Source organism: Bacteriovorax sp. As-1 (assembly GCF_058446905.1).
Genome location: NZ_CP184341.1, coordinates 361,218 through 383,905, shown reverse-complemented (window position 1 = coordinate 383,905; position 22,688 = coordinate 361,218). Strand labels below are relative to the sequence as shown.

The following is a 22,688-nucleotide window of genomic DNA, read 5'->3' as shown; positions in this document are numbered from 1 at the left end:
ATATGAAAGTTTTCGCTGCTACAGACATTCGCGCTTTCACTGCTTCTCTGGCCGTCCACGGACTGGTGGTTTTAGTGGCATCGGCCGCTTTATATAAAGGCCCTGTGCAGACACTGGAACTCACAGGTGGGCGTGGAAATGGAAAAACAATTTCTTTAGATGGAATCAATTTCAGCAGACGTGCTCCAAGTGCACCTGCTGTCTCGAGAGCTCCAGTCAAAGAAACTTCAACATCATCTTTTGCCAAACCGGCAACTCCAGCAGAAAAAGCAATGACGACTGATTCAGTATCGGCCGTAGCAGCTTCTCACTCGATTGCAGGAACTGGTGGGAGTGCAACTGGAAGTGGTTCTGGCGGAGTAAGTGGTCTAGGGTTTGGTACAGGGGCAGGGGATTTTGATGGAGGAGTGCTTTTCTCACAAATAAAAAAACACTTTGAAACAAGATTAGGTTCTACTTTAGTGATTAAAGAAGATCAGCTTATTAAAATTAAAATTTCTCTTGAAAGTGATGGGACAGTGACGGCCGCGGATCTCATTCAAGGGAAACTTGATATGAGCACATTAAGAAAAATCTTAAGTGTCGCAAAAAATATTCCACTAAAGCATTTATGGAAAAGCGGCTCGCCCATCCCATCAGAATTAATCATTCCTCTTTTTCTAACGTCTAATTCTTAAAAAATTTTTTAGCGGACACATCTGTATTCATCAGCATTGGTGGCAACAATCACAGATAAAGATTTCTCTCGCCTTATGGCCGCTATTAAGAAAACGGCCATTTTTAAACGAAAAGAAGTTATTTTTTAGCTTCCTTTTTTGAATGATCTTTCGGATCTGTTGAGGTCGAAAGCTTTTTAATTTTTCCTTTTTGTAAAAGATCTCTTTCAACAATTCCTTTTGTCGTCGGAACCATATGAGTTGAAAAAGGTGTCTTTTCTCCCAGAACCTGTGCCTGAATAGTGATAGCAATTCGAACAGTGTCACCAATCAGCACTCCACCATTGTCCATTGATTTATTCCACACTATGCCATAAGTTTTTCTATCCACTTCACCTGAAAGGGTGAAAAAATAGTTGTCCTTCCCCCATGGGTCTTTTAATTTCCCTTTATAGACGCCTTCAAGTATGAGGGGACGCTTGATCCCTCTCATGGTTAAATAACCGCCGATAACCAGCTTTTTGCCTGCCTCTAGTTTTATTGGACCTGGGCTTTCAAAAGTGATTTCAGGATAATTCGCTGTAAAGAAGAACTCATGACCTCTTAAGTGAAAGTCTCTTTTTCCATCATTGGTGTCAACACTTTCAGCATTGATCGTGATTCTGATATTAGATAAGTCATTTTCAGCACTGTTGAGTGTGAAGTAACCTTGGTAGTCTTTAAACTGGCCTTCAACTTTCGTCATCAACATATAGTCGACATCAAAAGCAATTTTAGAGTGCTCCTTAATCAATTCAAAATCTTTGGCAAAAGATGAGACTGACCCGAGCATGAGTAAGCACATAAATAGTCGTTTCATTGAACCCTCCTCTGGGTGATTTAATTATATCAAAAGGGGGAGTCTGGCTCTATGGACTCAAGGTTTAAAAAATAGCACAAAACGCCCTATTCATGGTACTATCTCCTAGGAGACAACTATGAAAAAGAAGCACGATCATCACCATCATTTAGACACCCTTCATCCTATGGATTCCTTTGGAGTCGTCTCGGGTCTAACCAAACAGGTCAGAGTCACTCGCATGGAAGGACGATTGATTCCAGCGGTGCCTTTTCCACATAAACACAATTTTTTTCACCTGGTAGTCATTACAAAAGGATCGGGATGGCACGAGATTGATTTCGAACGTCATGATGTGAAAAAAGGCTCAATCTTTTTTATGCTTCCGGCGCAAGTTCATTCTTGGGCCATGAGTAAAGACACGTGTGGGGTGGTTATCGAATTTGAAGGGCTTTCGATGTTTTCAGGTGACGAAGCCTACAATATTTTTTCCGATGCACTTATGCCTTCAGTGAATTACTTTGAAGTCGCTGGAGCAACACGTGAAGAGATTTTCACTCACGCACAGAAAATGCTGAAAGAGTACGAAGAAGAGAAAAAAGATTTTGAAATTCTTCTAAGGCTTCATCTTGCAACTTTGCTGCTCCTGTTTTCACGCATCATTCAGGATCAACCGAAAAAAGTTTCCCGAGTCTCAAAATTTCGCGAAGACTTTATCAATCTCATTGAGAAGCATTATAAAAAACATCACCGTGTTGAGTTCTATGCAAAAACACTGGGGATAACTCCCAAGGCCCTCACAGCTAAAGTCAATCGCATTATTGGAAAGAGTGTGCGAGACCTGATTCAGGAGCGCTGTATTTTAGAAAGCAAAAGACTCTTAGCTTACTCCGATTTATCAGTGAGTGAGATTGCCATTGAATTAGGTTTTGATGACCCCAATTACTTCACGCGTTTTTTCACCTCGAAGACCAAGCAAAACCCAGGTAAATTCAGGCAAAAAGTTAGACAGGTTTGTTAGTTTTAAACTGGGCATTGGCCTTGCACTTACCATAGAGACCGGGAGGAATTTATGGAGAGTTTTTGGAGCGAAGTCAGTGGAAAGATGAAAGATGCTTTTGATAAAGTTGAGGACAAGAGTAAGAAAGACTTGAATCTTATCAAAAGTATACCAGCGATGTTATCTTTTTTAAGTGACTTAGAAGATGATGAAGTGTTGATGTGGCTTGATCAAGCACGCAAAATCAAAAAGCGCCGAGAGCCCAAATTTCCCCCAATTAATGGGGATTTTTACGACACTCGCCAATACCTCAATGGCGATGAAAAATTGGTGCTTGATAGTGTGCGAAGATTCATGATCGAAGAGATTGAACCAATTGCTACCGAGTATTGGATGAAAGGAGAGTTTCCTTTTCAGATTATCGAAAAAATGAAGAGGCTCAACATCATGGGACTCACATACAATAAAAATCTTGGCGGCCAGGAACGCAGCAATCTTCTGGAAGGAATGATTGGTGAAGAAATCGCACGCGTTGATGTTTCAACGTGTACTTTTTTCGGGGTGCACGCGGGACTGGCGATGAATTCAATTTATCACTGCGGTTCACCTGAGCAGATTGAAGAGTTTATTCCTCCGATGATTGCCATGGAAAAAATCGGTGCCTTTGGTTTAACTGAGCCGGAGGTCGGATCAGCTGCTTCTATGGGGCTTACGACAACGTGTAAACGAGAAGGTGACACCTGGACGATTAATGGTGAAAAAAAATGGATTGGAAATGCTACCTTTGCTGACATCATTATCATCTGGGCCAAAGATGAAGACGATCATCAGGTGAAAGGTTTTATCGTTGATCGCAACACCAATGGATTAGAAACAGAAAAGATTGAGGATAAAATGTGCCTAAGGATCGTACAAAATGCGATCATCAGAATGAAGAATGTCAAAGTGAGTGAAGAGCGCAGGCTTCAAAGGGCCAATAGTTTTAAAGATACCGCACGAGTGCTCAAGATGACCCGAGCAGGTGTTGCATGGCAGGCCGTCGGCTGTGCTCGTGGGGCCTATGAGCATACACTGAATTACACCATGAAGAGACGTCAATTTGACCGGCCGATTGCCGGCTTTCAGATGACCCAGGACCTTCTGTCACAAATGCTCTCCCAACTAACAGCAATGCAATGTATGGTGGCACGACTTAATTTATTGCAGGATCAGGGGAGTATGTCGGATGAACAAGCGTCACTGGCCAAAGTTTTTTGTACTGTCGGATGCCGAACGATTACCAGCATGTCCCGTGAACTTATGGGGGCCAATGGAATTTTAATCTCTAATAAAGTCGCGCGTTTTTTAGGAGATGCTGAAGCTCTTTATTCTTATGAAGGGACAAAACAAATTAATTCATTGGTGGTAGGAAGAGCAATTACAGGTCTTAGCGCGTTTGTTTAACATTTGCATTTTCGGCCTTAAAGATGTCCAAGTATTTTTTTTTCAGCTCTTTTATCTCAGACGGCCTAATCTCGGCGAATTTCTTTTTTAGGAAAGCGTTGATCTCAGGTGTATTCCAGGGAGATTTAAGTGAAATCGGGGCGAAGAGACCAGTGACAATGATATTTTTGGGAAGAGCGACAAACTTACCTTCCCATCCCATTTTCGTCATCGTAGAGAGCCCAGAATTGGTGCCGGCAATAAGGTAACGAGCGCGGTCTTTGTCGACAAAACGAAAGCATTGTTCAGTTGTGGGGAGTCGGGTGATGTTGCGGTTGGTTTTATCAAATTCATCAAACTTCGTTCCAAAACTGTCATTGATGATGGCGACACCTGGGTATTTCAGCAGGTCTTCAAAAGTTTCAAACTTAAACTCTTTGCCTTTTTTTACAAAAACTACAGTTTCATCCAGCATAAAAGCTTCGGCAGAGTAGTTATATAAAGCGAGGCGGTCTTCAGTTTTATAAGGCGGTAAAAGCATGTCGATGCGTCCGGCCTTCACTTCTTCCTGAGCGCGTCCCCATGTTTCAACATTGATAAATTCAACTTTTACATTGATATCTTTAAAAATCCTTTCGATGAGTTCTACAGATACACCTTTGAGTTGTTTTTCTCCTCGCTTGGCCCAAATAACCGGTGGATAATCAGGGTGACCTGTGACTTTGATGACTCGCTCATTAGGTAACGACATTTTTTTCAGATCAATTTCTGCGTGAATAGCAAGACAGAAGAATAGAGAGCTTAAGATTAAAAGCTTTTTCATTGCAGGTCATTATGACCTGAGGAGAAGTCAAAATCTATTGTTTAGTTAATGTCCAATAAAAAATTGATGTTGTCTTTAAGTTTACTTTTTAAGTTCAAAAGAAGAGCAGTAGCTGCGGACGAAATGTTCGATGTCTTCCCACATCTTATCATCACCCATATGAATCAGGATGCGACCGACAACGACACCAAAGATGTAATCCTCAAGTGTGTCCAGGATTTGCTGAGGCTGGATAGTATTGATCATCTTTTTATTGTTGATCAAGGTTAGGACTCTTTCTTCAAATTCAGGGTGGCGTTCGAAGATCTCCAGGTTTTCTTGAAAGCGTTTTAAAAATTTTGGGTCTGTTAAAAACTGCAACAGGATCACTCGGAAAATAACCAAGTCTTCTGTGAAGTGATTGATACGGTGGCGGACAAAAAGCAGACACTCATCAGTGATAGATTCTTGTACTGGGTAGGCGAGGTGAGTATAGCGTTTTTCTGTCGCTTTTTTCTCGACCATTCTCACTAACAGCTCATATTTCCCGCCGAAATAGCGAGTGATCAGCGCCACATTCACATCTGCCTTTTTGGCAATCATGCGGGTTGTGGCCCCCTTAAAACCGTGCTTGGCAATGATCTGTTCAGCCGCAGAAAGCAGGCGCTCCTCTGTCGCTAAACGATCTTTGTTTTTAGGTTTTGTCGATTTTGATGCCATATAAATTGAGCCTAACACCTTATTTTTTTAAAGGATAGCTAAAAATTATGGTTGTTACCAAAAAGTAATCACTTGATTACATCAAGGTTTTCAAGCATACTTGGGCAGTAAACAAAGTAATCGTTTGATTACATCACAAAAAGGACACACACATGCTTAAAACAATCGCCATAGTAGGGACGGTTGCGATGAGTACTAGTGCTTTCGCGCTCAGTCTCTCTGAATACCTTGCCCAGGTTGAAGGTCAAAGCTTACGTTACAAACAATCCCAGGCCCAGGCTGAAGGATCGAGACTAGTGTCTCGAGAAGCTGATCTTTTAACTTCACCAAACTTCTTCTTGGAAGCGAGAAAAAGTTTCGACACTTCTTTAGGAACACCTCCGATGTCTATGTATGACAGATACGACAACGATGTGTACCGCGCAGGAATTTCACAGCAGTTTAGTTTTGGTCTTGAGACTAAATTCTCTTATGCTGTAACAAAAAATGCTTATGAAGGATCAACTTTTAATCCTGATAAATATTGGGACGCTTCTCCAAGTGTTGAATTAACTATGCCTTTATGGGCCAATGGTTTTGGAAGCGGGATTAAGGCCCAGGAAGAATTAACCAGACAACAGAACAAAGCTGATGAATACGCAAATCTTGCGCTTTCACAGAATTTATTAATTGAAGCGGAAGTTGCTTACTGGCAATTATCTGCCTCTCAAGAGAGAGTGAAGATTCAAGAGCAGGCACTTACTGCGGGAAATAACATTCTTAGTTACGTACAAAAACAAAAGCAAAAAAACTTGGGAGAAAGTGCTGACGTTCTACAGGCAAATGCCTTAGTTGAAGCTTATAAACTTCAACTGCAGCAAGCGGTAAACGAGAGACTTCGTCTTTCAAGAACTTTTAACAAGTACCTAAATGCGAATGCAGATGCGCCAGTGCCAAGTCTTGATTCACTTAACTATAATTATCTTGAAACATTAAAGATCCCAGATCAAAGACCAGGCGATAGACTTGATGTGAAAGCAAGCCGTGCTCAAGCAGCACTGGCAAAAGCATCAAGTGACTTGATTCTTGAAAGAAACAAACCAACTCTTAATTTAGTTGGTGGTTACACTCTTCAAGGCCGTGGAACTGAGACATCGAAAGCTTTTGAGAACTCAGCAAAAACAAACCACGACAGAGGTTATGTTGGAGTGATGTTCCAGCTTCCATTAAACTTCAAAGCTGTGGCCGATGCAAAAGCAGGGGCACAAAGACTTAAAGACTCAGCTGATATCAATGAACAAAACCTCCTTTATACACAGGAGCAGGATTGGATTGATTTAAGACAAAGTCTTTCTGAATCAAAAGAAACATTAAAACTTTCTCGCACAATGGAGTCAGCTCAAAAATCAAAACTTGAAAACGAAAGATCGAGATTAAGACAAGGTCGTACGACAACTTATCAAGTTCTTCTTTTCGAACAAGACTACACACAAGCGCAGGCCTCTCGCGTACAAGCAGCGACACAAATCATTGCACTTGAGTCTCAATTGAAACTATACCAAGGGGAGAAGTAATATGAGTTTAGCTAACGTATCGATCAAAAGACCCATATTCATCACCTGTGTGATTATTGGTATTCTTGTTGGTGGTATCGCTGCCTTCAAATCAATGTCGGTAGATTTATTCCCGGACGTTTCGATTCCGGTTGTTACTGTGCAAACTGTTTATCAGGGAGCGGGGCCTCAAGAGATTGAAACACTTGTTTCAAAACCACTTGAAGATGAGATCGCATCGATTTCTGGTATTAAACGTCTTAAATCAAGAAACCTTGAAGGGGTTTCTATCCTTATTATCGAATTCAATGATGATAAAGACTCGAAAGTTGCCGAGCAAGAAGTCCGCGATAAAGTAAACATCGCTAAAGCTGACCTTCCAGATGAAGTAGAAGACCCGGTTATTAAAAAATTCGACCCGGCCGATACTCCCATCGTGTACCTATCACTTACAGCTGAAGGTTTAGGTGATGGAGAGCTTTTCGACTTAGCTGATAGAACTATCAAGCCTCGTCTTGAGCAGGTAGATAACGTTGGTGCGGTAGAAATTATCGGTGGTAGAAAAAGAGAAATTCACGTTCTACTAGATAGAAATAAACTAAAGTCCCGTGAAATCTCAGTTTCTCAGGTTGCTTCTCAAGTTGGAGCGATGGGGGAAAACATCCCGGCAGGTAAAGTTTCTCGTGGAGAAAAAGAACTTGTATTCAGAGGTGTAGGGGAATTCTCAAACGTTCCGGAAGTTGCAGATACACTTGTTAACCTTTATGGAAACGAGGTTCCAACTCGCGTAGCTGATCTTGGTATTGTTAAAGACACACTAGAAGATGAAACATCTCGTTCTTACCTAGGTGATAAACGAGTTCTTACTCTACAAGTTTACCGTCAAGCGGGATCAAACACACTGAAAGTTGCTCAGGACATTAAGAAAAAAGCTGAAGCGATCAACGTTGAATTTAAAAACGCGAAAAACGCTCCAAAACTAGATATCATTGTCGACTCATCTATTAAGATTGAAGACAACGTTAACGACGTTTATGAAACGATTATTATCGGTATTATCCTGACAGTTATCACTGTATTCTTCTTCTTAGGATCAGTGAGATCGACACTTATTACGGCACTTTCTCTTCCTGTTTCACTTATCGGGGCTTTCGTTCTAATTGGTGCGGCCGGATTTACGATTAACATTGTAACTCTTCTTGCCTTAACTCTAGCGGTAGGTCTTCTTATCGACGATGCCATCGTAGTTATCGAGAACGTGTATCGTTTCATGGAAAAAGGTTACGACTCTAAGGAAGCCGCTCAAAAGGCGACTGCCGAAATCCAGATGGCGGTTATTGCGATCACTTTGGTCGTTATGGCGGTATTCGTTCCGGTTGCGATGATGTCAGGGACAATTGGTCAGTTCCTTAAATCATTCGGTTTAACGGTAGCTTTCTCAATGGCCATCTCACTTTTTGTAGCTCTAACAATTATCCCGATGCTTGCTGCTTACTTTGGGGGAGAGCACCACGATATTAAACACATCCCTGCAAACCCTGGTGTGTATGACAAAACTCTTGGCCGAATGGTCAGAGGATTTGACCGCTTCCAGACATGGTTAGAAAACATTTACGAAAAATTCGTTACGTTTACTCTAAAGTCGCCACTGGCAACAATTGGTGCAACGTTATTCGTTTTCTTCTTCTCTTTCTATGTAGCAGGATTTCTTCCAGGGGAATTCGTACCAGATGATGACTCTGGTGAATTGAACATTACGCTTGAACTTGCTCCAGGAACAAACATTGATGAAACAGCAAGAGTAGCAAAAGAAATCAAAGATATCGTTCAAAAGAATGACATCGTAGACTTCGTTCTTTATACCGCAGGTAACGAAAACGGAGAGGTTAACAAGGCCACTTACGTAGTAAAGCTGAAACACGAAAGACATGGAATCAAAACAGAAGATTTCAGAAACACACTTCGTGAGCAGTTGGTTGCTTATAGAGACATTGCAAACCCAATCGTTAAAAAATTCGATACATCTGGAATGGGGCGCCAGCCGGTTATTCTAAACATCACTTCTCCAAACGCTGAGGCGCTGGAAAGAAGTGCGATGAAGGTTTTTGAAGCAATGAAAAAAGACCCGCGCTTAGTTGACGTTGACTCTAACTACCGCACAGGTAAGCCAGAGCTTCAAGTAAAAGTTAAGCCAGGTAAGGCGAAAGAATACGGTATCAACACTAAAACTCTGGGAGCTGAACTAAGAGCTCAGGTTGAAGGGGCGACTCCGGCAGTATTCCGTGAAAATGGACAAGAGTACGATGTCCGTGTTCGTTTACTAGATGAACAGCGTGACTTAAAGAAACTTTATAATCAGGTTTATGTTCCAAACATCAACCACCGCTTAGTAAAACTTTCTGATATCGCTAATGGAGTTGAAACAACAGGGCCAGCGTCGATTGAAAGGATGAACCGCGGTCGTTTCATTGAGCTTTCTTCTGGGTTAAAACCAGGAGTCGGTCTAAACCAAGTTATGGCCGAGTATATTGAGAGAATGACGAAAGGGGATTTAAAACTTGAAGACGGTGTAAACCTGAACCTTGGTGGTGACGCCGAAGATATGGCAAAACTAATGACATCAACAATGGTTGCTGTTGGTTTTGGTATCCTGGTTATTTACCTGATTCTTTCTTCTCTGTATGAGTCGTTCATCACACCGATAACGATCATGCTTTCTCTTCCGCTTGCCATCAGTGGTGCATTCTTCGGTCTGTTCCTAACTGGTAAGTCGATTAACTTATTTGCAATTTTTGGATTCTTTATGTTGATCGGGGTTGCCGGTAAAAACGGGATTCTAATGGTCGACTTTGCAAAAGTACTGATGGAAGAAGGGCGCGATAGATTCTCAGCGATCATCGAAGCTGGAAAAACCAGACTTCGTCCGATCCTGATGACATCTTTTGCTCTTATCGCTGGTACTCTTCCGATTGCTTACGGTCTAAACCCGGCATCGAGAACGAGAACGTCGATGGGAGTGGCGATTGTAGCAGGGGTTGCTCTTTCAACAATCCTGACTCTGGTAGTCCTTCCTTCGATCTTTGTTTACATCGACAGATTCAGAGTATGGGCCAATAAGTTTGGTACAAAAATGACGACGAACAAAGAAAAGAATGAACATGCTCCTAAACATGAAGTAGCGGTTGAAACAGAAGGTGAGTTGAATACTGACAACATGGTGACAAAGTAATCATGAATGCAATAATGAAGAAATCAAAAGAAAATGGACGCGATCGTTTGATCGCGTCCGCTCTTAAGCTTTTTTCGGAAAAAAGTTTTCATGCTGTTTCTGTCCGTGAAATCTGTGACGATGCCCACGCTAACCCAAGCCTGATTTCTTTCCACTTTGGTGGAAAGGATGCCCTCCTGGAAGTGATTTTTGAAGAAGAGCTTTTAAGCTCACGATTCCAGGAGATGGTTAACATTCTCTCAACACCTACCTCTAGTGTTGATTTAGAAGTGAAGCTGACTCTGTACCTGAATTCCTATGTGAGTTTTTATCTTGAGAATAAAGAAGTCGTAAGTCTTTATCTTGAAGAGCTGGAGAAGGGGCACGACCTTGCCAGAAAAATTCTTTCTCAAACCTATGGAAAAGTCTGGGATCGATTGCATCTTTTTATTCAAGAGGCCCAGGCCCAAAAATTTATTAGACCGGAATGGGATTCGAAAATTGTTTGTTTTCAAATCATCAGTCCATTCTTTTGTCTTATCAGAAGCAGAGTCACTAACCTGCGCCGTGCTGAATGCACGCTGGATGATGAAGCATTTACCGAAAAACTAATAAAGCAAATTGTTTGTTCCATTAAGGAGTAAAATATGAAAGGGGATATCTATCAATTCGAACTAAATAATCAGGATCATGAGAAATTCTCTCTCGAAGAATACCGTGGAAAAACTCTGATGATTGTTAACGTCACTAGTGACTGCACGATGACTTACCAAGATAAGAAGTTGGAAAAACTTTATCAGAAGTACAAAGACCAAGGCCTTAACATGCTGGCCATTCCAAGCTCAAGTTTTAATACCGTGACTAATCAAAACCTCAAACATTACAGCTTCCCAGTGGCCGAAGAAGTTTCTTTGCGTGGAGAAAGCCAACACCCACTATACGATTTCTTAACCCATGAAGCGCCAGAGGCAGTCGAGCAGTTTTATAGCATTGCCAAGCGAGCTTTTATCGCCCAAAAAATGGATGAGGGCATGGTTACTGATGTGTTATGGAATTACGAAAAGTTTCTCATTGGTAAAGATGGTGAAATCATTCAGCGTTTTTCTTCGGAGATTGAGCCGGATGACTCACGCATTGTCCGTGCGATTGAAGAACAGATCCTCTAATCATTGCGTGTCATAATTCCTTAGTTGCTTCTTTTCGGAGCTTTGTTTAAGGTTACAAGAGTAAAATCTAAAACCAAGGACAAGGTATGATTGATTTATATTACTGGACCACTCCAAACGGTCATAAGATCACTATTTTCCTGGAAGAAGCAGGCCTTCCTTACAAACTTCATCCCGTCAATATTATGAAGAACGAGCAGTTTAATCCTGAGTTCTTAAAAATTGCCCCGAATAACCGCATTCCGGCCATTGTCGATAACAATCCTGAAGATGGAAAGGGACCAATGTCGCTTTTTGAATCTGGAGCGATTCTTTGGTACCTGGCCGAAAAAACTAAAAAATTTGTTCCTCACGATAAACGTGCAAAGGCCGAAGTGTCTGAATGGCTTTTTTGGCAAATGGCAGGACTTGGGCCAATGGCCGGACAAAATCATCATTTCAATATGTATGCTCCTGAAAAAATCCCTTACGCCATGGAAAGGTACACTAAAGAGACGGCCCGTCTTTATGGCGTGCTTAATAAAAATTTAGAGGGGAAGGATTGGGTTGCGGCCCAAGAGTACACGATTGCTGACATGGCCATTTACCCTTGGATTGTTCCTCATGAAAACCAAAAACAAAACTTAAATGACTTTCCTCATCTAAAAAAATGGTTTGATAAAATGAAGGAAAGAGAAGCGGTCAAAAAAGCTTACGAGATTGCTGAAGGGATTAAGTAATGAAAGTTGAGATCAGCCAGAAATTTCTCACTCTAAATGATGGAATGAAAATCCCTACTGTTGGATTTGGAACCTGGAGAGTGAGTGATGCCGATGCTCCTAAGATTTTAGATGAAGCCTTCGGAGCTGGTTACCGCTTGATTGATACGGCCAGCATGTATGGCAATGAAGTCGGGATTGGTAAGGCCATTAAAGAGAGCTCACTTTCCCGCGAGGAAATTTTTCTTACCACCAAAGTCTGGAACTCTGATCATGGTTATGATGCCACGTTAAGAGCAATGGATAAAAGTTTAAGCAATTTAAAAACCCCTTATGTTGATCTTTACCTCATCCACTGGCCGGGAGTGAATTCTGAAAAATACATTCCTACATGGAAGGCCTTAATGCGTTTGAGAAAAGAAGGGATCGCCCGTTCTATTGGGGTATCAAATTTCACAATTGATCATATGGAAAGACTGATTAATGAAACAGGCGTTGTTCCGGCCGTTAATCAACTGGAGCTTCATCCTTACTTTCAACAAAAAGAACTGCGCGCTTTTCATGACAAGCATAAAATTGTGACAGAGGCCTGGAGCCCACTGGCCCGCGGAAATCTTTTTGATGATAAAGTGATTGTTTCTTTAACAAAAAAACACAATAAAACTCCAGCTCAGATTGTTCTTCGCTGGCATTATGAAAATGGAATCATCGCCATTCCTAAGTCGGGGAATCCTTCGCGAATGCTGGAGAATTTGAATATCTTTGATTTCCACTTCGATAAAGAAGACCTGGCGCAAATGGATTCACTGGATGATGTTAGCGGCAGGACAGGGGCCAATCCGCTGACTGCAGACTTTTAGGATAAAATGGAAAATCAAATTCAAATTGTAATCGAGTCCCGTGCAAAAGATTTGGCAGGAATGCCTATTACCAGAGTTCTACCTTGGGTTAAAAAGCGCATGGTAGGTCCTTTTATTTTCCTGGATCATATGGGGCCAGTGCATTTTGATAAAGACCATAAGCTGACAGTGAATGCTCATCCACACATTGGGCTTTCCACTCTTACTTATCTTTTTAAAGGGCGCATTCACCACAAGGACTCCATTGGTTCAAGTGTAGTAATTGTTCCAGGTGAAGTGAATTGGATGACTGCAGGTAAGGGGATTTCTCACTCTGAAAAAACACCTGCTGATGTCATCGGTCATGAAAGTGACATTCATGGACTGCAGTTTTGGGTGGCATTGCCTGATGAACTTGAAGATATGGAGCCTTCATTTACCAATCACAAAAGTCACGAGATCCCAAAAATTGAAAAAAACGGCGCTGAGATTTGTGTTGTTGTAGGGGAGTTCCACGGACAAAAGTCTCCGGTAAAAGCATTTAGCCCGATGATCTTTTTAAATATCGAAGCTAAAGAAGACTATTCATTTGAATATTCGGCCCCAGAGTTTGAAGTGGCCTTCTATTTGATTGAAGGGGAAGTTGACCTGGGAGAAAAGAAGTTTTCTAATCATGAGATGATCGTACTTGAACCGGGGTCTAGTATCCGCGCTCAGATTAAAAAAGGTTCGCATTGTGTACTGGTAGGAGGAAAGTCTTTTCCTCACCCAAAATTTATCTGGTGGAACTTTGTCTCAAGCTCCAAAGAAAAAATGAACACGGCCAGGGACAACTGGAACTCGGGAAATTTTCCTCAAGTGCCAGGTGAGACAGAAAAGATCATGGCCCCTACTGATAAGATTCTCTAATCTTCACGCGGTGGATGTTGTAGGCACCACTCAATAAAACTCTGAGTTTTGGGAGAAACAAAACGCTGTGGTGGATAGACAAAACTCACAGTCACAAAGGCCTTCCAGGTCATCTTTTCCATTTGTCAATAAAAGTGGATTAAAAGCAGAAGCGAATTTAACAAAAGAGTATTTTTTGAGCTCTCTGGGGTGAGTTGGCAATCCGTGTTTTTTGATGAAGGCAGGAGTGGCCCAAAGGCTTCCTTTGAGATCAGTGAATTTTCTGGCAATAAGACTTGAGTCTTTCAGTTGCCCAAGCTCACTAAAGAGCGCTACACTTTACTTATGAAATTTTAACTATTCAAATCGGTAAAGTAAAAAATAATTGAGTATAGAGGAAGGCCCGTGGAAACGGGCTTTTTCAAAGAGCAAGTCAAAGGCCCGGTTAAGCTAGTAGCACTTAAATTAGAAGGCGACGAACAGGCCGATCTTAAAGTGCACGGCGGTTTAGATAAAGCGCTTTATGCCTATTCAATTTGAACGCATGATCTAAACGTTTTCGATGGCCTCTACCAGATAAGTAAAGTCGATCGGCTTAGTCACGTGGTCAAAAAAACCGGCGTTTTTTGTTTTTAGTCTGTCTTCAGGCATCGCATGTGCTGTGAGAGCAATGACTGGAGTTTCTACTTCCATTGAACGCAGCTTCTCAATAACCTGAAAGCCATTCATCTTTGGCATTTCGATATCCATTAAAATGACGTCATAATGCTTCTCTTTAATTTTACAAAGAGCTTCATTGCCATCAGAGGCCACATCAGCATCACCGCCGTATGAACTTAAAAAGAGCTTAATGATTTCCAGGTTGTCGATAGAGTCATCGACAATCAAGATGGATTTCGATTTAAGTGACCTGTCGGTTTTTTCAATCTGTTTAGGTTTATTGGAAGCCCTAAGACTATGGTAATCAGTAAAGCTGATTCCAAAAGTGCTTCCAAATGTAAATTCTGAATGAACAAGTTCCACGTCGCCTCCTAAGGCTTCGGCAATTTTTCGCGAAAGAATAAGACCTAAACCTGTCCCAGTGCGCGCTCTGCTTTGGCATTTATCTGCCTGGACATAAGGCTGGAAAATGCGTGAAGCTTCTTCTTCATTCATTCCCGTGCCAGTATCTTGAATTAATATTTTAAATTGATTTTTTTGTTGTCCTCTTTCTACTTTGATTGTGATGCCGCCTTCATCAGTAAACTTCACTGCATTTCCAACCAGGTTGATAAGCACCTGCTGAAGTCTACTTGGATCGCTGGTGACATTTTCGAGGAAAAGGTGATTAGGCTCATAAGTGAGGAAGATATCTTTTTTTAAGCATTCGGCATGGAAGAGCTCAATCACTTCAGCAATTAAGAGATCCAAATCAAATGGTCGCATCTGGATATCGATTCTTCCGGCCTCTACTTTAGAGAGGTCGAGAATATCGTTAATTAAATGGTGAAGGTTTTTCCCATTTTTTAAAATGATATCCAGGTATCTTTGACGATCGTCTTTTGAGATGTCATCTTTTTGTAAGAATTCAGCGAACCCCAGGATGGCCCCTAGAGGAGTCCTGATTTCATGACTAATGTCAGCGATAAATTGAGTTTTTAGTTTGAGGGCCTTAAGGGCCATGCTTTGTGATTGTTTGAGAGCTTCTTCGCGATCTTTCTTTTTAGTCAGGTCTCGTGTGATCACTGAAAAGCCGATGTGGACACCTTGAGCGTCGTCGAGCCTGCTGATGGCAAAGTTGGCCCAAAACGATGTACCATTTTTTCTCACCCTCCAGCCTTCTTCTTCGATTCGTCCAAAAATAAAGGCCTGTTTTAGATCGTGTTCAGGATGATTGTTTTCGATGTCATCCATCGTATAAAAGCGGGCGATATGGGTTTTTGACGCTTCACTATGCTTGAGTCCCATCAATCTCTCAGCTCCGCTGTTAGAAGAAAGAATGATGCCTTTGGTGTCGAGAATATAGACGGCGTGATCGACCATTGAATCAATAGTCAATTTCGACATCTCGTATGAATTAGATAATTCTCCATTGAACTGCATTCTTGCGTGCACCTTTAAAGTCGATCAAGTTTTTTTGCGTATAAAGATTTCTCACACAACAATATGTTTTCAAACTCAATATTGTATTAAGAAGATTCAAGAGGTTTTCAAGTCACTCCGAGGTGAGATTTTATCTAAAGATAAGCAAAAAAATGCTTAATGAAATCTTAATATTGAATGACCAATACGCGGTTATCGCAAAAGTATTTTATGTTATCTTTTGTGAGTTAAGATTTTTTCAGGAAATGGGCCCCTATCATTAGCCTTACGAATTATTTAATAATTTTTACTTGGAACCAGTCTTCGAGAGGGATTTTCCGTATTCCCGCCATAGAATATGCGTGAGGTAGGCCTTTGAAGATGACCATTCGTCTTCATCGACCAGGCCTGATTCAATGGCGCGGGCGATGATGAGGTCTTTTTTTGGATAGGCGTTAGTGTCTCCCATGCATCTCATCGCGATCATTTCCACAGTCCATGGACCGATGCCCTTAATTGCGAGCAGTTTTTTTCTGGTCTCTTCTAGATCAGCGGTTTTTGAGATCACTATTTCTTTACTTTCAACGAGGCGAGAAAGCTCTCTAATGGCATTGGCCTTATGGCGAGTCATCCCCAGTTCTTCTAGCTTGGCATCTTTTAAGAGAGCAGGAGATGGGAAGATGTAGACGTCTTTTGCTTCTGACTTCTTAGAAATTTTTTTCCCGTATTTTAAAACCAGGTCCTTCATTTTTGCCTTGGCCAAAACGGTAGAAACCAACTGGCCGAGGATGATAGAGACTGCCGTTTCGTAATTGTCAAACGCTCCCGGGATTCTGATCCCGTTCGCATGAACTTTTTTACTCTTGGGCAGATCGTTTGGATTATGTTCGGTATCAAAGAGTGACTTTAAGCTGCTTATAAGAGGGCGTACCATCATCAGATGAATATTGGTCAATTCAAGCTTGAGCGCCGATTTACGGGGCTCATAACTCACTTTGAGTGTCCCGTAACCTTTGCCATGAGGAATATAGCGTAGGAAATAATCCGGGTGAACTTCCTCTAGTCCATAAGTTTCATGTCTTCCTAAAAAGGCCATGATAGAGGCCCAGTCATAGGGGGGCCTGATTGCAAGATGTAAAATGATTTGGTCTTTAGGGATTTTTTCAGCATGCTCTTTTCTTAACTCGCTAGGAGCCAGATTGTAGAACTCTTTAAAGGCTTCATTAAAGCGGCGGACAGATTTAAAACCTGCGGCCAGAGCAATGTCAGCGAGTGGCCCTTGAGTCTCCATGACCAACAAGCGAGCAAAGTGCAATTTTTTTGTAGTGATAATTTCAATCGGTGAAGCTCCCAAGTGCTCTTCAAAAAGCCTTCTAAGATGCCGGTCACTCATACCTAATTTTTCAGCGAGAGTTTGAACACTGAGTTCTTCAACAGAAGACGCAGTGATGGCCTCGTCAATTAAGCGCAACGCTCTTCCTACACTGACAGTTGTTCCTTCCAGGAGTTTACTTCCTGGAGCAAGATCGGGATGGCAACGCTTGCACGGTCTGTAACCGGCCTTTTCGGCTTGAGAGGCACTTTTAAAGATCACAATGTTTTCAGGTTTGGGCCTTGCTGGACAGACTGGACGGCAATAAATGTGAGTTGTTTTTACTCCAAAGTAAAATCGTCCATCGTAACGAGGGTCACGGCGTTGGATAATTTTCTTATAGTCTTTTTGAGATAAGTCCGTCATGTGCTCTATTATATTATGGACACACAGATGCTACTAGCGGTTTTCGGACGCGAACATGCTCTAGTATCAGCGGCGTTACCTACAAAAAAAGAAAATAAATAATCCACTAACCCTTGCACTGGAAAAAATGAACTCCATCTTATGTGCATGGAAGTTAAAACCTATATTAAAGAAAACTGGCTGACGAAAAATCCAAAGAGAGACGGTCTCAATCCAACTCTTCTTTTAATGTCACTACTGCTGGCCTCCAGCTTCATTTACATCAATGACTTCTTCAATGCCCCTCTTTGGATGTCGGCCACGGGTGAACAAGTTTTTACTAAGCATGAGTGGTGGCGTGCCTGGACCACACTTTTTGCGCACGCAGATCTCTCACACATTTTAGGGAATCTATTTTTATTTTTTCCGTTCTCATATTTTTTGATCGCTTATTTTGGTTTTTCATTTTTCCCATTTTTTGGTTTCTTTGTCGGAGGTCTTGTTAACCTCGTGGTTCTTTCAACTATGCCCGCCCATGTCTCTTTAGTTGGCGTTTCGGGAGTGGTGAATTGGATGGGGGGAGCATGGCTTGCCCTCTCATGGTTAGTTGACAGGCGAGAATCAAAAGGAAGAAGAGTGCTCAAAGTGATTGCGGTCACTATTGTTTTATTTGTTCCTGATAGTTTCAAACCAGAGGTGAGTTATCTTAGTCACTTCTTAGGATATTTCGCTGGTATCTTCAGCGCGATGCTTTTTTATTTCATAAATAGAAAGAGCATTCTGGCAGAAGAAGTCGTGGAGGAAATTCCGGAAGAATATGGCCACATCTTGGGTGATGAATATATGCTTTTTGATGAGCCTCGCTTGGAAGAGTGGGGCCATCATCAAGAAGAGAGTCCGAAAGAAACTCTGGATAACAAAAAAGGCGAGATCACCGTTTATAAGTATGATGAACTCACACCAACTACAGCTCCGAAGATTTTAAAGTCCCAGTATCATTAAAAGGAATAGTGAAAGGTCCTATTTCTGCACTCCCTTGAATTTTGTAAGGCATACCTTCTTTTTTGATAAAGAGCACGGCCGAATCTAAAATATCTTTATAGGCCAGTTTTAGAGGAAGAGAGACCAAGGTTTTAGTTTTGGATTTGACCAAAACTTTTTCTTTATAAGATCCAGTGGTGACAGTCTTTGAATTAATATCCAGAGTGTACTTTAAATTTTTGACATCAAAGTCGATATTGTTTGGGTTTTCTACTTCTAGGACAACGTCGAGGTCCAAGTTAGAAAAAGAAAGGTTTGTAATCCTTACATCTTGCAGCTCAACTTTAGGGGGTTCAACAACCTTCTTTAAGCTCGAGCAGCCAGAAAATGTTATCACTATGGTCAGAATTAAAAATAGGGTCTTTAATCTCATAAAATCCTCAAGATATGTTCTCTGACATCCATAGACAAATCAAGGATTTTTCATAATTACGAATAACAATATAAATTTTTTCTAAAGATTTATTTCTGCTATTTATAAAGACAGAAAATGATAGTTCAATAGTAATAATATGCCTATTTGAATAGTGTTTTTTATTGATGCGAGACAGGAGTTCTGGGCAAATGAATACTATGCAATCAGATTATTTAATGGATGTGATTTTAAAATTATCGCGCACTAGAAGTGTGCAGGCAATTATTGAGATCATCAGGCATGCGGGAAGAAAACTCACAGCAGCAGATGGTGCCACATTCATTCTAAAAGATGTTGATAAGTGTTATTACGTTGATGAAGATGCCATTGGCCCTTTATGGAAAGGAAAGCGTTTTCCTATAGAAGATTGTATCAGCGGTTGGGCCATGCTCAATAAGCACCATACGGTGATTAAGGATATTTATAAAGACCCACGCATTCCTATTAATGCCTACAGCCCGACGTTTGTGAAAAGCTTAGTGATGGTTCCTATTAATGTGGACACTCCTATCGGTGCGATTGGAAATTACTGGGCGACAGAGCATGAAGCAAGTGAAGAGGAAGTCGATTTGTTAAAATTCCTGGCCGAAGTCACCGCGATTGCTATTCAGAATGTTGAAATTCTCGATCAGTTAGAGAATTCTTTAAGTGCCTCTCATGAAAAAAAACGCGAAAATGATGAATATATGGGCATCGTCGCCAACGAACTCAAGGCCTCAAAAAATTACCGCTTTGCCATCTCTAACGAAATGGAACGTTTAAGTTCGCTTATCATTGGTCAGATTCACGAACTTAAACAAAATGAAGGGCAATTAAAGAAAATCATTTACGAAATTTCACTCAAGCAGCTCAATGAGATGGATGGTCTTTTAAGGGACTTTTTACAAGTTAAAAGATTGTAAAAGCACAGCTTAAATTTCTTTCTCTTCTTAGCTCTTGCTCCAGCTCAAAATCCATTTGCTCTTTAAAACTGTAAAACTTGCAGTTTCTATTTAGTAATTTCTTCAAGAATTGTTCTAGCATAGATCTCCTCCTGTTAAAGGCATCATCGCCCATTTTAGGACTTTCCTCAATACTCTTGAGGAAAGTATCATATTGTGATACTTTTAGCCTAAGCGTGGAAGTCTTTTACAAGGGAGAGTGCTCGTGTCACAGATTGATCAGTTTCTCAATGCTCTTAAGCGAGCACTGAAGACCAAAAATATTATTTATAAAGATCTAGCTCAGTCTCTTGATCTCAGTGAGTCCAGTGTAAAACGTATTCTTGCTGATAAGTCTATTAGCCTTGAGAGGATTGAGGAAATTTGTCGTGCTTGTGATTTAAGTTTTGCTGAGATTTGCAAAAACGCTAATTTTGAAGAGGAGATTTCAGGGCACACGCTTTCAAAAGAGCATGAAAAAGTATTGGCCGAAAATCCGAGGCTTTTACATTACTTCATTATGCTCAATGATGGAATGACTCCACAGAAGATAGAAAGGGAATTTGATATTTCGGCCAATGAATCTAAAAAACATTTACTTCTGCTGGATAAAATCAATCTCATTGAACTTCATCCGCGCGATCGCGTGAAGTTAAAAAATAAAGCGGGAACTTTGCGCTTTCGCCGTGATGGAGCCGTCGGGAAGACTCTTTTCTTGCAGACGAAAAATAATTATCTTAATTATGATTTTAATGAAGAAGGTGATTACATCCGTTTCTCAACCAATTCTTTTGGACCTGTTTCTTTAGCTAAGTTTAAGAAGAAATTTGATAAGCTTGTCGCTGAAATCCAGGAAGAGTCACGCGTTGTAGAAAAAGATGACAATGAAGCCCACGATATTGGGATACTCTTGGCAATGAGACCATGGAAATATCCCCTTGAAGCGATTAAAAAGAAATAAAATCTTGCATGGCATGCAAACGAAGCAATTAATCCACGATGTTTTGAGTTCCTTACTTTATCTTTTTGCATTTGTAGAAAATGATTCTGTGATAATATTTTCCATTATTAGCAATAGTGATGGAATCAGTGCTCTTTGAAAGAAATTAGTCGGTTATTAAAAAAATCCCAATACAAAAGAATCATTTTCCTCTTTTGTATTGTTTCAGTTCTGCTACTCATTGGAGTGACCGTGGAACTTGGGTTTTCGTATTTTTATGAACTCAAAAGGGCCCGTTCTGATGCAGACAATTTAAATCAGGCCTTTCAGACTCAGATTGAAAGCACTTTTAAAAAAGTTGATATGGTTCTTCTTAACACAATAGATTTGTTAAAAAGCCGCGACTCTATGGAAGACTGGAAGACTGAGGAATTAGCGAAAATCCTTATCGAAAAAAATCGCTTCATCCCTGAAGCTCAAAATGTTTTTGTTGTCGGAAAAGATGGGCGCGATAGAGTTCGCTTTAAAATTAGCAGCAAGTTCAATCTAGGGGACCGGGATTATTTTTATAAGCAATTTTCCAGTGTTGAAAATAAACTTGTTTTCTCCAAACCATTAGTAAGCCGCGAGACCGGTCGCTTAGTTATTATATTGAGCCGTAAAATCCTGGATAAAAACAATCAGTTTGCTGGAATCGTGGCCGCAGGTGTGCCTCTGATTCATTTTAGCAAGTTTTATTCGGAACTAAATCTTCTTCCTGATTCGGCCATTACTATCAACGGCATCGACAATCTCCTTTACTCCCGTTATCCATGGGCTGAAAAGTTTATAGGTTTTCCTCTGCAAAATCAGGATACGATCCGAGAGTTATTTTACCACAATAAGCGTGCTGTTTTTGCTGAGAAAAAATCCCGCATTGATGGAGTGACTCGAATTACGAGTGCCAGACGCGTCGGTGATTATGATTTTTTTGTTATAACGGCCCTCTCTAAGAGTCAGTATATGGCAGGTTGGTACACGAAGTGTGCAATCTATATTCTCAGCTTTATTATTCTTTTCGTTTTCGCTTTAAATTTTTTAATCCACTCGCTTAAGGCCTTAAATGACCTGGAAGAGCAAAGAAAAGTGGCCGTGCAGAATGCCAAACTTACTTCGTTAGGAGAGATGGCCGGAGGGATTGCCCACGAGATTAATTATCCGTTAGCGATTATTTCTGGCCGGGTGAATTTAATGATTAAGAGTATCGATTCAAATCAATATGATCCTGAAGGATTTAAAACATCTTTGGACAAGATTGGACAAACGACAGAGCGAATCGCCAAGATTGTTAAAAGTCTTAAGGCCTTTTCACGCACTAATGAGCAAGACCCTTTTGTTCCGACTCAGGTTAAAGATGTAATTGAGCATACGATTGAAATTTGCCGAGAGAAATTCAGGACAAGTCCGGTTTCGTTAAAAATTGATTCTATCCCAGATATAAAAATCAACTGCCGCGAGTCTCAGATCGTTCAGGTCGTTTTAAATCTTCTGAGCAATTCCTTTGATGCTGTTGAAAAATTAGATGAGAAATGGATCGAGGTGAAGTTTGAGGTCATCGGCACTGAGAAGATTTTAATCAAAGTCATCGATAGTGGGGCGGGCATCCCGGAAAATGTCGCCAATAATATCATGCAGCCGTTTTTCACAACGAAAGAAGTGGGTAAAGGGACGGGGCTTGGGCTTTCGATCTCTAAAGGGATTATCGAAGATCACAACGGGAAGATCTACCTGGATAAGGAAGTTTCTAATACTTGTTTTGTGATTGAGATGGGAATTGTCGTTTAAA

General features: G+C 41.0%; 22 protein-coding genes. 15 read left to right on the top strand and 7 right to left on the bottom strand.

Annotated features, from left to right (window positions below):
- The first annotated feature begins 2 nt into the window (after positions 1-2).
- A complete protein-coding gene (locus ACN20O_RS01935) occupies positions 3-677 on the top strand; it encodes a hypothetical protein (RefSeq protein WP_491636666.1) in 675 nt (224 codons plus the stop codon).
- Between the two features lie 118 nt (positions 678-795).
- Here ACN20O_RS01935 and ACN20O_RS01930 read toward each other — a convergent pair whose 3' ends face one another.
- Positions 796-1,515 (bottom strand): YceI family protein, encoded by a 720-nt coding sequence (locus ACN20O_RS01930; RefSeq protein ID WP_491636664.1) that lies wholly within the window; start codon positions 1,513-1,515, stop codon positions 796-798.
- Positions 1,516-1,633: 118 nt separating this feature from the next.
- Between ACN20O_RS01930 and ACN20O_RS01925 the strand changes: the two genes are divergently transcribed.
- On the top strand, positions 1,634-2,515 hold the full coding sequence (locus ACN20O_RS01925; protein WP_491636662.1) for a helix-turn-helix domain-containing protein: 882 nt from the start codon (positions 1,634-1,636) through the stop codon (positions 2,513-2,515).
- A gap of 51 nt (positions 2,516-2,566) precedes the next feature.
- Complete coding sequence (locus ACN20O_RS01920; protein WP_491636660.1) at positions 2,567-3,937, top strand: acyl-CoA dehydrogenase family protein; 1,371 nt, start codon at positions 2,567-2,569, stop codon at positions 3,935-3,937.
- Here ACN20O_RS01920 and ACN20O_RS01915 read toward each other — a convergent pair.
- Positions 3,921-4,739 (bottom strand): substrate-binding periplasmic protein, encoded by an 819-nt coding sequence (locus ACN20O_RS01915; RefSeq protein ID WP_491636658.1) that lies wholly within the window; start codon positions 4,737-4,739, stop codon positions 3,921-3,923. The genes ACN20O_RS01920 and ACN20O_RS01915 overlap by 17 nt on opposite strands.
- An 81-nt stretch (positions 4,740-4,820) precedes the next feature.
- The gene (locus ACN20O_RS01910) at positions 4,821-5,438 is read right to left on the bottom strand and encodes a TetR/AcrR family transcriptional regulator (protein WP_491636656.1); all 618 of its coding nucleotides are present in this window, start codon (positions 5,436-5,438) and stop codon (positions 4,821-4,823) included.
- 152 nt (positions 5,439-5,590) lie between these two features.
- On the opposite strand from ACN20O_RS01910, the gene ACN20O_RS01905 reads away from it, so the two are divergent.
- The 8 genes from ACN20O_RS01905 to ACN20O_RS01870 all read left to right on the top strand — a co-directional run bounded on the left by ACN20O_RS01905 (position 5,591) and on the right by ACN20O_RS01870 (position 14,309).
- Positions 5,591-6,991, top strand: a complete 1,401-nt coding sequence (locus ACN20O_RS01905; RefSeq protein ID WP_491636654.1) for a TolC family protein — start codon at positions 5,591-5,593, stop codon at positions 6,989-6,991.
- Position 6,992: 1 nt separating this feature from the next.
- On the top strand, positions 6,993-10,199 hold the full coding sequence (locus ACN20O_RS01900) for an efflux RND transporter permease subunit (RefSeq protein WP_491636652.1): 3,207 nt from the start codon (positions 6,993-6,995) through the stop codon (positions 10,197-10,199).
- A gap of 2 nt (positions 10,200-10,201) precedes the next feature.
- Positions 10,202-10,822, top strand: coding sequence for a TetR/AcrR family transcriptional regulator (locus ACN20O_RS01895; RefSeq protein ID WP_491636650.1), 621 nt, complete (start codon positions 10,202-10,204; stop codon positions 10,820-10,822).
- Between the two features lie 3 nt (positions 10,823-10,825).
- Positions 10,826-11,344, top strand: coding sequence for a glutathione peroxidase (locus tag ACN20O_RS01890; protein ID WP_491636648.1), 519 nt, complete (start codon positions 10,826-10,828; stop codon positions 11,342-11,344).
- Between the two features lie 86 nt (positions 11,345-11,430).
- Positions 11,431-12,063 (top strand): glutathione binding-like protein, encoded by a 633-nt coding sequence (locus ACN20O_RS01885; RefSeq protein ID WP_491636646.1) that lies wholly within the window; start codon positions 11,431-11,433, stop codon positions 12,061-12,063.
- A complete protein-coding gene (locus ACN20O_RS01880; protein ID WP_491636644.1) occupies positions 12,063-12,902 on the top strand; it encodes an aldo/keto reductase in 840 nt (279 codons plus the stop codon). Before ACN20O_RS01885 ends, ACN20O_RS01880 begins: the two co-directional genes overlap by 1 nt.
- A gap of 6 nt (positions 12,903-12,908) precedes the next feature.
- Positions 12,909-13,790, top strand: coding sequence for a pirin family protein (locus tag ACN20O_RS01875; protein ID WP_491636642.1), 882 nt, complete (start codon positions 12,909-12,911; stop codon positions 13,788-13,790).
- Between the two features lie 384 nt (positions 13,791-14,174).
- Positions 14,175-14,309: a hypothetical protein gene (locus tag ACN20O_RS01870; protein ID WP_491636640.1), complete on the top strand. Its 135-nt coding sequence runs from the start codon at positions 14,175-14,177 to the stop codon at positions 14,307-14,309.
- A 9-nt stretch (positions 14,310-14,318) separates the two neighbouring features.
- Here the strand turns inward: ACN20O_RS01870 and ACN20O_RS01865 are convergent, their stop codons facing one another.
- Positions 14,319-15,815 carry an ATP-binding response regulator gene (locus tag ACN20O_RS01865; protein ID WP_491636638.1) on the bottom strand — a complete coding sequence of 499 codons (1,497 nt, stop codon included), beginning with the start codon at positions 15,813-15,815 and terminating at the stop codon, positions 14,319-14,321.
- Positions 15,816-16,137: 322 nt separating this feature from the next.
- Positions 16,138-17,568 (bottom strand): DNA-3-methyladenine glycosylase 2 family protein, encoded by a 1,431-nt coding sequence (locus ACN20O_RS01860; protein ID WP_491636636.1) that lies wholly within the window; start codon positions 17,566-17,568, stop codon positions 16,138-16,140.
- A gap of 147 nt (positions 17,569-17,715) precedes the next feature.
- Between ACN20O_RS01860 and ACN20O_RS01855 the strand changes: the two genes are divergently transcribed.
- The gene (locus ACN20O_RS01855; protein WP_491636634.1) at positions 17,716-18,549 is read left to right on the top strand and encodes a rhomboid family intramembrane serine protease; all 834 of its coding nucleotides are present in this window, start codon (positions 17,716-17,718) and stop codon (positions 18,547-18,549) included.
- Here ACN20O_RS01855 and ACN20O_RS01850 read toward each other — a convergent pair.
- The gene (locus ACN20O_RS01850) at positions 18,512-18,961 is read right to left on the bottom strand and encodes an LEA/WHy family protein (protein WP_491636632.1); all 450 of its coding nucleotides are present in this window, start codon (positions 18,959-18,961) and stop codon (positions 18,512-18,514) included. The genes ACN20O_RS01855 and ACN20O_RS01850 overlap by 38 nt on opposite strands.
- Before the next feature lie 191 nt (positions 18,962-19,152).
- Here ACN20O_RS01850 and ACN20O_RS01845 point away from each other — a divergent pair, with 191 nt between their 5' ends.
- On the top strand, positions 19,153-19,905 hold the full coding sequence (locus ACN20O_RS01845) for a GAF domain-containing protein (RefSeq protein ID WP_491636630.1): 753 nt from the start codon (positions 19,153-19,155) through the stop codon (positions 19,903-19,905).
- Here the strand turns inward: ACN20O_RS01845 and ACN20O_RS01840 are convergent.
- Complete coding sequence (locus ACN20O_RS01840) at positions 19,892-20,026, bottom strand: hypothetical protein (RefSeq protein ID WP_491636628.1); 135 nt, start codon at positions 20,024-20,026, stop codon at positions 19,892-19,894. The two genes, ACN20O_RS01845 and ACN20O_RS01840, sit on opposite strands and share 14 nt — an antisense overlap.
- Before the next feature lie 123 nt (positions 20,027-20,149).
- On the opposite strand from ACN20O_RS01840, the gene ACN20O_RS01835 reads away from it, so the two are divergent.
- Positions 20,150-20,884, top strand: a complete 735-nt coding sequence (locus ACN20O_RS01835) for a helix-turn-helix domain-containing protein (RefSeq protein ID WP_491636626.1) — start codon at positions 20,150-20,152, stop codon at positions 20,882-20,884.
- A gap of 231 nt (positions 20,885-21,115) precedes the next feature.
- The gene (locus ACN20O_RS01830) at positions 21,116-22,687 is read left to right on the top strand and encodes an ATP-binding protein (protein ID WP_491636625.1); all 1,572 of its coding nucleotides are present in this window, start codon (positions 21,116-21,118) and stop codon (positions 22,685-22,687) included.
- Position 22,688: the final 1 nt, after the last annotated feature.

What these genes read in the sequence shown, in the direction of transcription:
- ACN20O_RS01875 (WP_491636642.1), top strand. Translation starts at nt 12,909, where the DNA reads ATGGAAAATCAAATTCAAATTGTAATCGAGTCCCGTGCAAAAGATTTG.
- ACN20O_RS01890 (WP_491636648.1), top strand. Translation starts at nt 10,826, where the DNA reads ATGAAAGGGGATATCTATCAATTCGAACTAAATAATCAGGATCATGAG.
- ACN20O_RS01920 (WP_491636660.1), top strand. Translation starts at nt 2,567, where the DNA reads ATGGAGAGTTTTTGGAGCGAAGTCAGTGGAAAGATGAAAGATGCTTTT.
- ACN20O_RS01860 (WP_491636636.1), bottom strand. Translation starts at nt 17,568, where the DNA reads ATGACGGACTTATCTCAAAAAGACTATAAGAAAATTATCCAACGCCGT.
- ACN20O_RS01925 (WP_491636662.1), top strand. Translation starts at nt 1,634, where the DNA reads ATGAAAAAGAAGCACGATCATCACCATCATTTAGACACCCTTCATCCT.
- ACN20O_RS01845 (WP_491636630.1), top strand. Translation starts at nt 19,153, where the DNA reads ATGAATACTATGCAATCAGATTATTTAATGGATGTGATTTTAAAATTA.
- ACN20O_RS01840 (WP_491636628.1), bottom strand. Translation starts at nt 20,026, where the DNA reads ATGCTAGAACAATTCTTGAAGAAATTACTAAATAGAAACTGCAAGTTT.
- ACN20O_RS01895 (WP_491636650.1), top strand. Translation starts at nt 10,202, where the DNA reads ATGAATGCAATAATGAAGAAATCAAAAGAAAATGGACGCGATCGTTTG.
- ACN20O_RS01930 (WP_491636664.1), bottom strand. Translation starts at nt 1,515, where the DNA reads ATGAAACGACTATTTATGTGCTTACTCATGCTCGGGTCAGTCTCATCT.
- ACN20O_RS01865 (WP_491636638.1), bottom strand. Translation starts at nt 15,815, where the DNA reads ATGTCGAAATTGACTATTGATTCAATGGTCGATCACGCCGTCTATATT.
- ACN20O_RS01880 (WP_491636644.1), top strand. Translation starts at nt 12,063, where the DNA reads ATGAAAGTTGAGATCAGCCAGAAATTTCTCACTCTAAATGATGGAATG.
- ACN20O_RS01855 (WP_491636634.1), top strand. Translation starts at nt 17,716, where the DNA reads ATGGAAGTTAAAACCTATATTAAAGAAAACTGGCTGACGAAAAATCCA.
- ACN20O_RS01900 (WP_491636652.1), top strand. Translation starts at nt 6,993, where the DNA reads ATGAGTTTAGCTAACGTATCGATCAAAAGACCCATATTCATCACCTGT.
- ACN20O_RS01850 (WP_491636632.1), bottom strand. Translation starts at nt 18,961, where the DNA reads ATGAGATTAAAGACCCTATTTTTAATTCTGACCATAGTGATAACATTT.
- ACN20O_RS01885 (WP_491636646.1), top strand. Translation starts at nt 11,431, where the DNA reads ATGATTGATTTATATTACTGGACCACTCCAAACGGTCATAAGATCACT.
- ACN20O_RS01935 (WP_491636666.1), top strand. Translation starts at nt 3, where the DNA reads ATGAAAGTTTTCGCTGCTACAGACATTCGCGCTTTCACTGCTTCTCTG.
- ACN20O_RS01910 (WP_491636656.1), bottom strand. Translation starts at nt 5,438, where the DNA reads ATGGCATCAAAATCGACAAAACCTAAAAACAAAGATCGTTTAGCGACA.
- ACN20O_RS01915 (WP_491636658.1), bottom strand. Translation starts at nt 4,739, where the DNA reads ATGAAAAAGCTTTTAATCTTAAGCTCTCTATTCTTCTGTCTTGCTATT.
- ACN20O_RS01905 (WP_491636654.1), top strand. Translation starts at nt 5,591, where the DNA reads ATGCTTAAAACAATCGCCATAGTAGGGACGGTTGCGATGAGTACTAGT.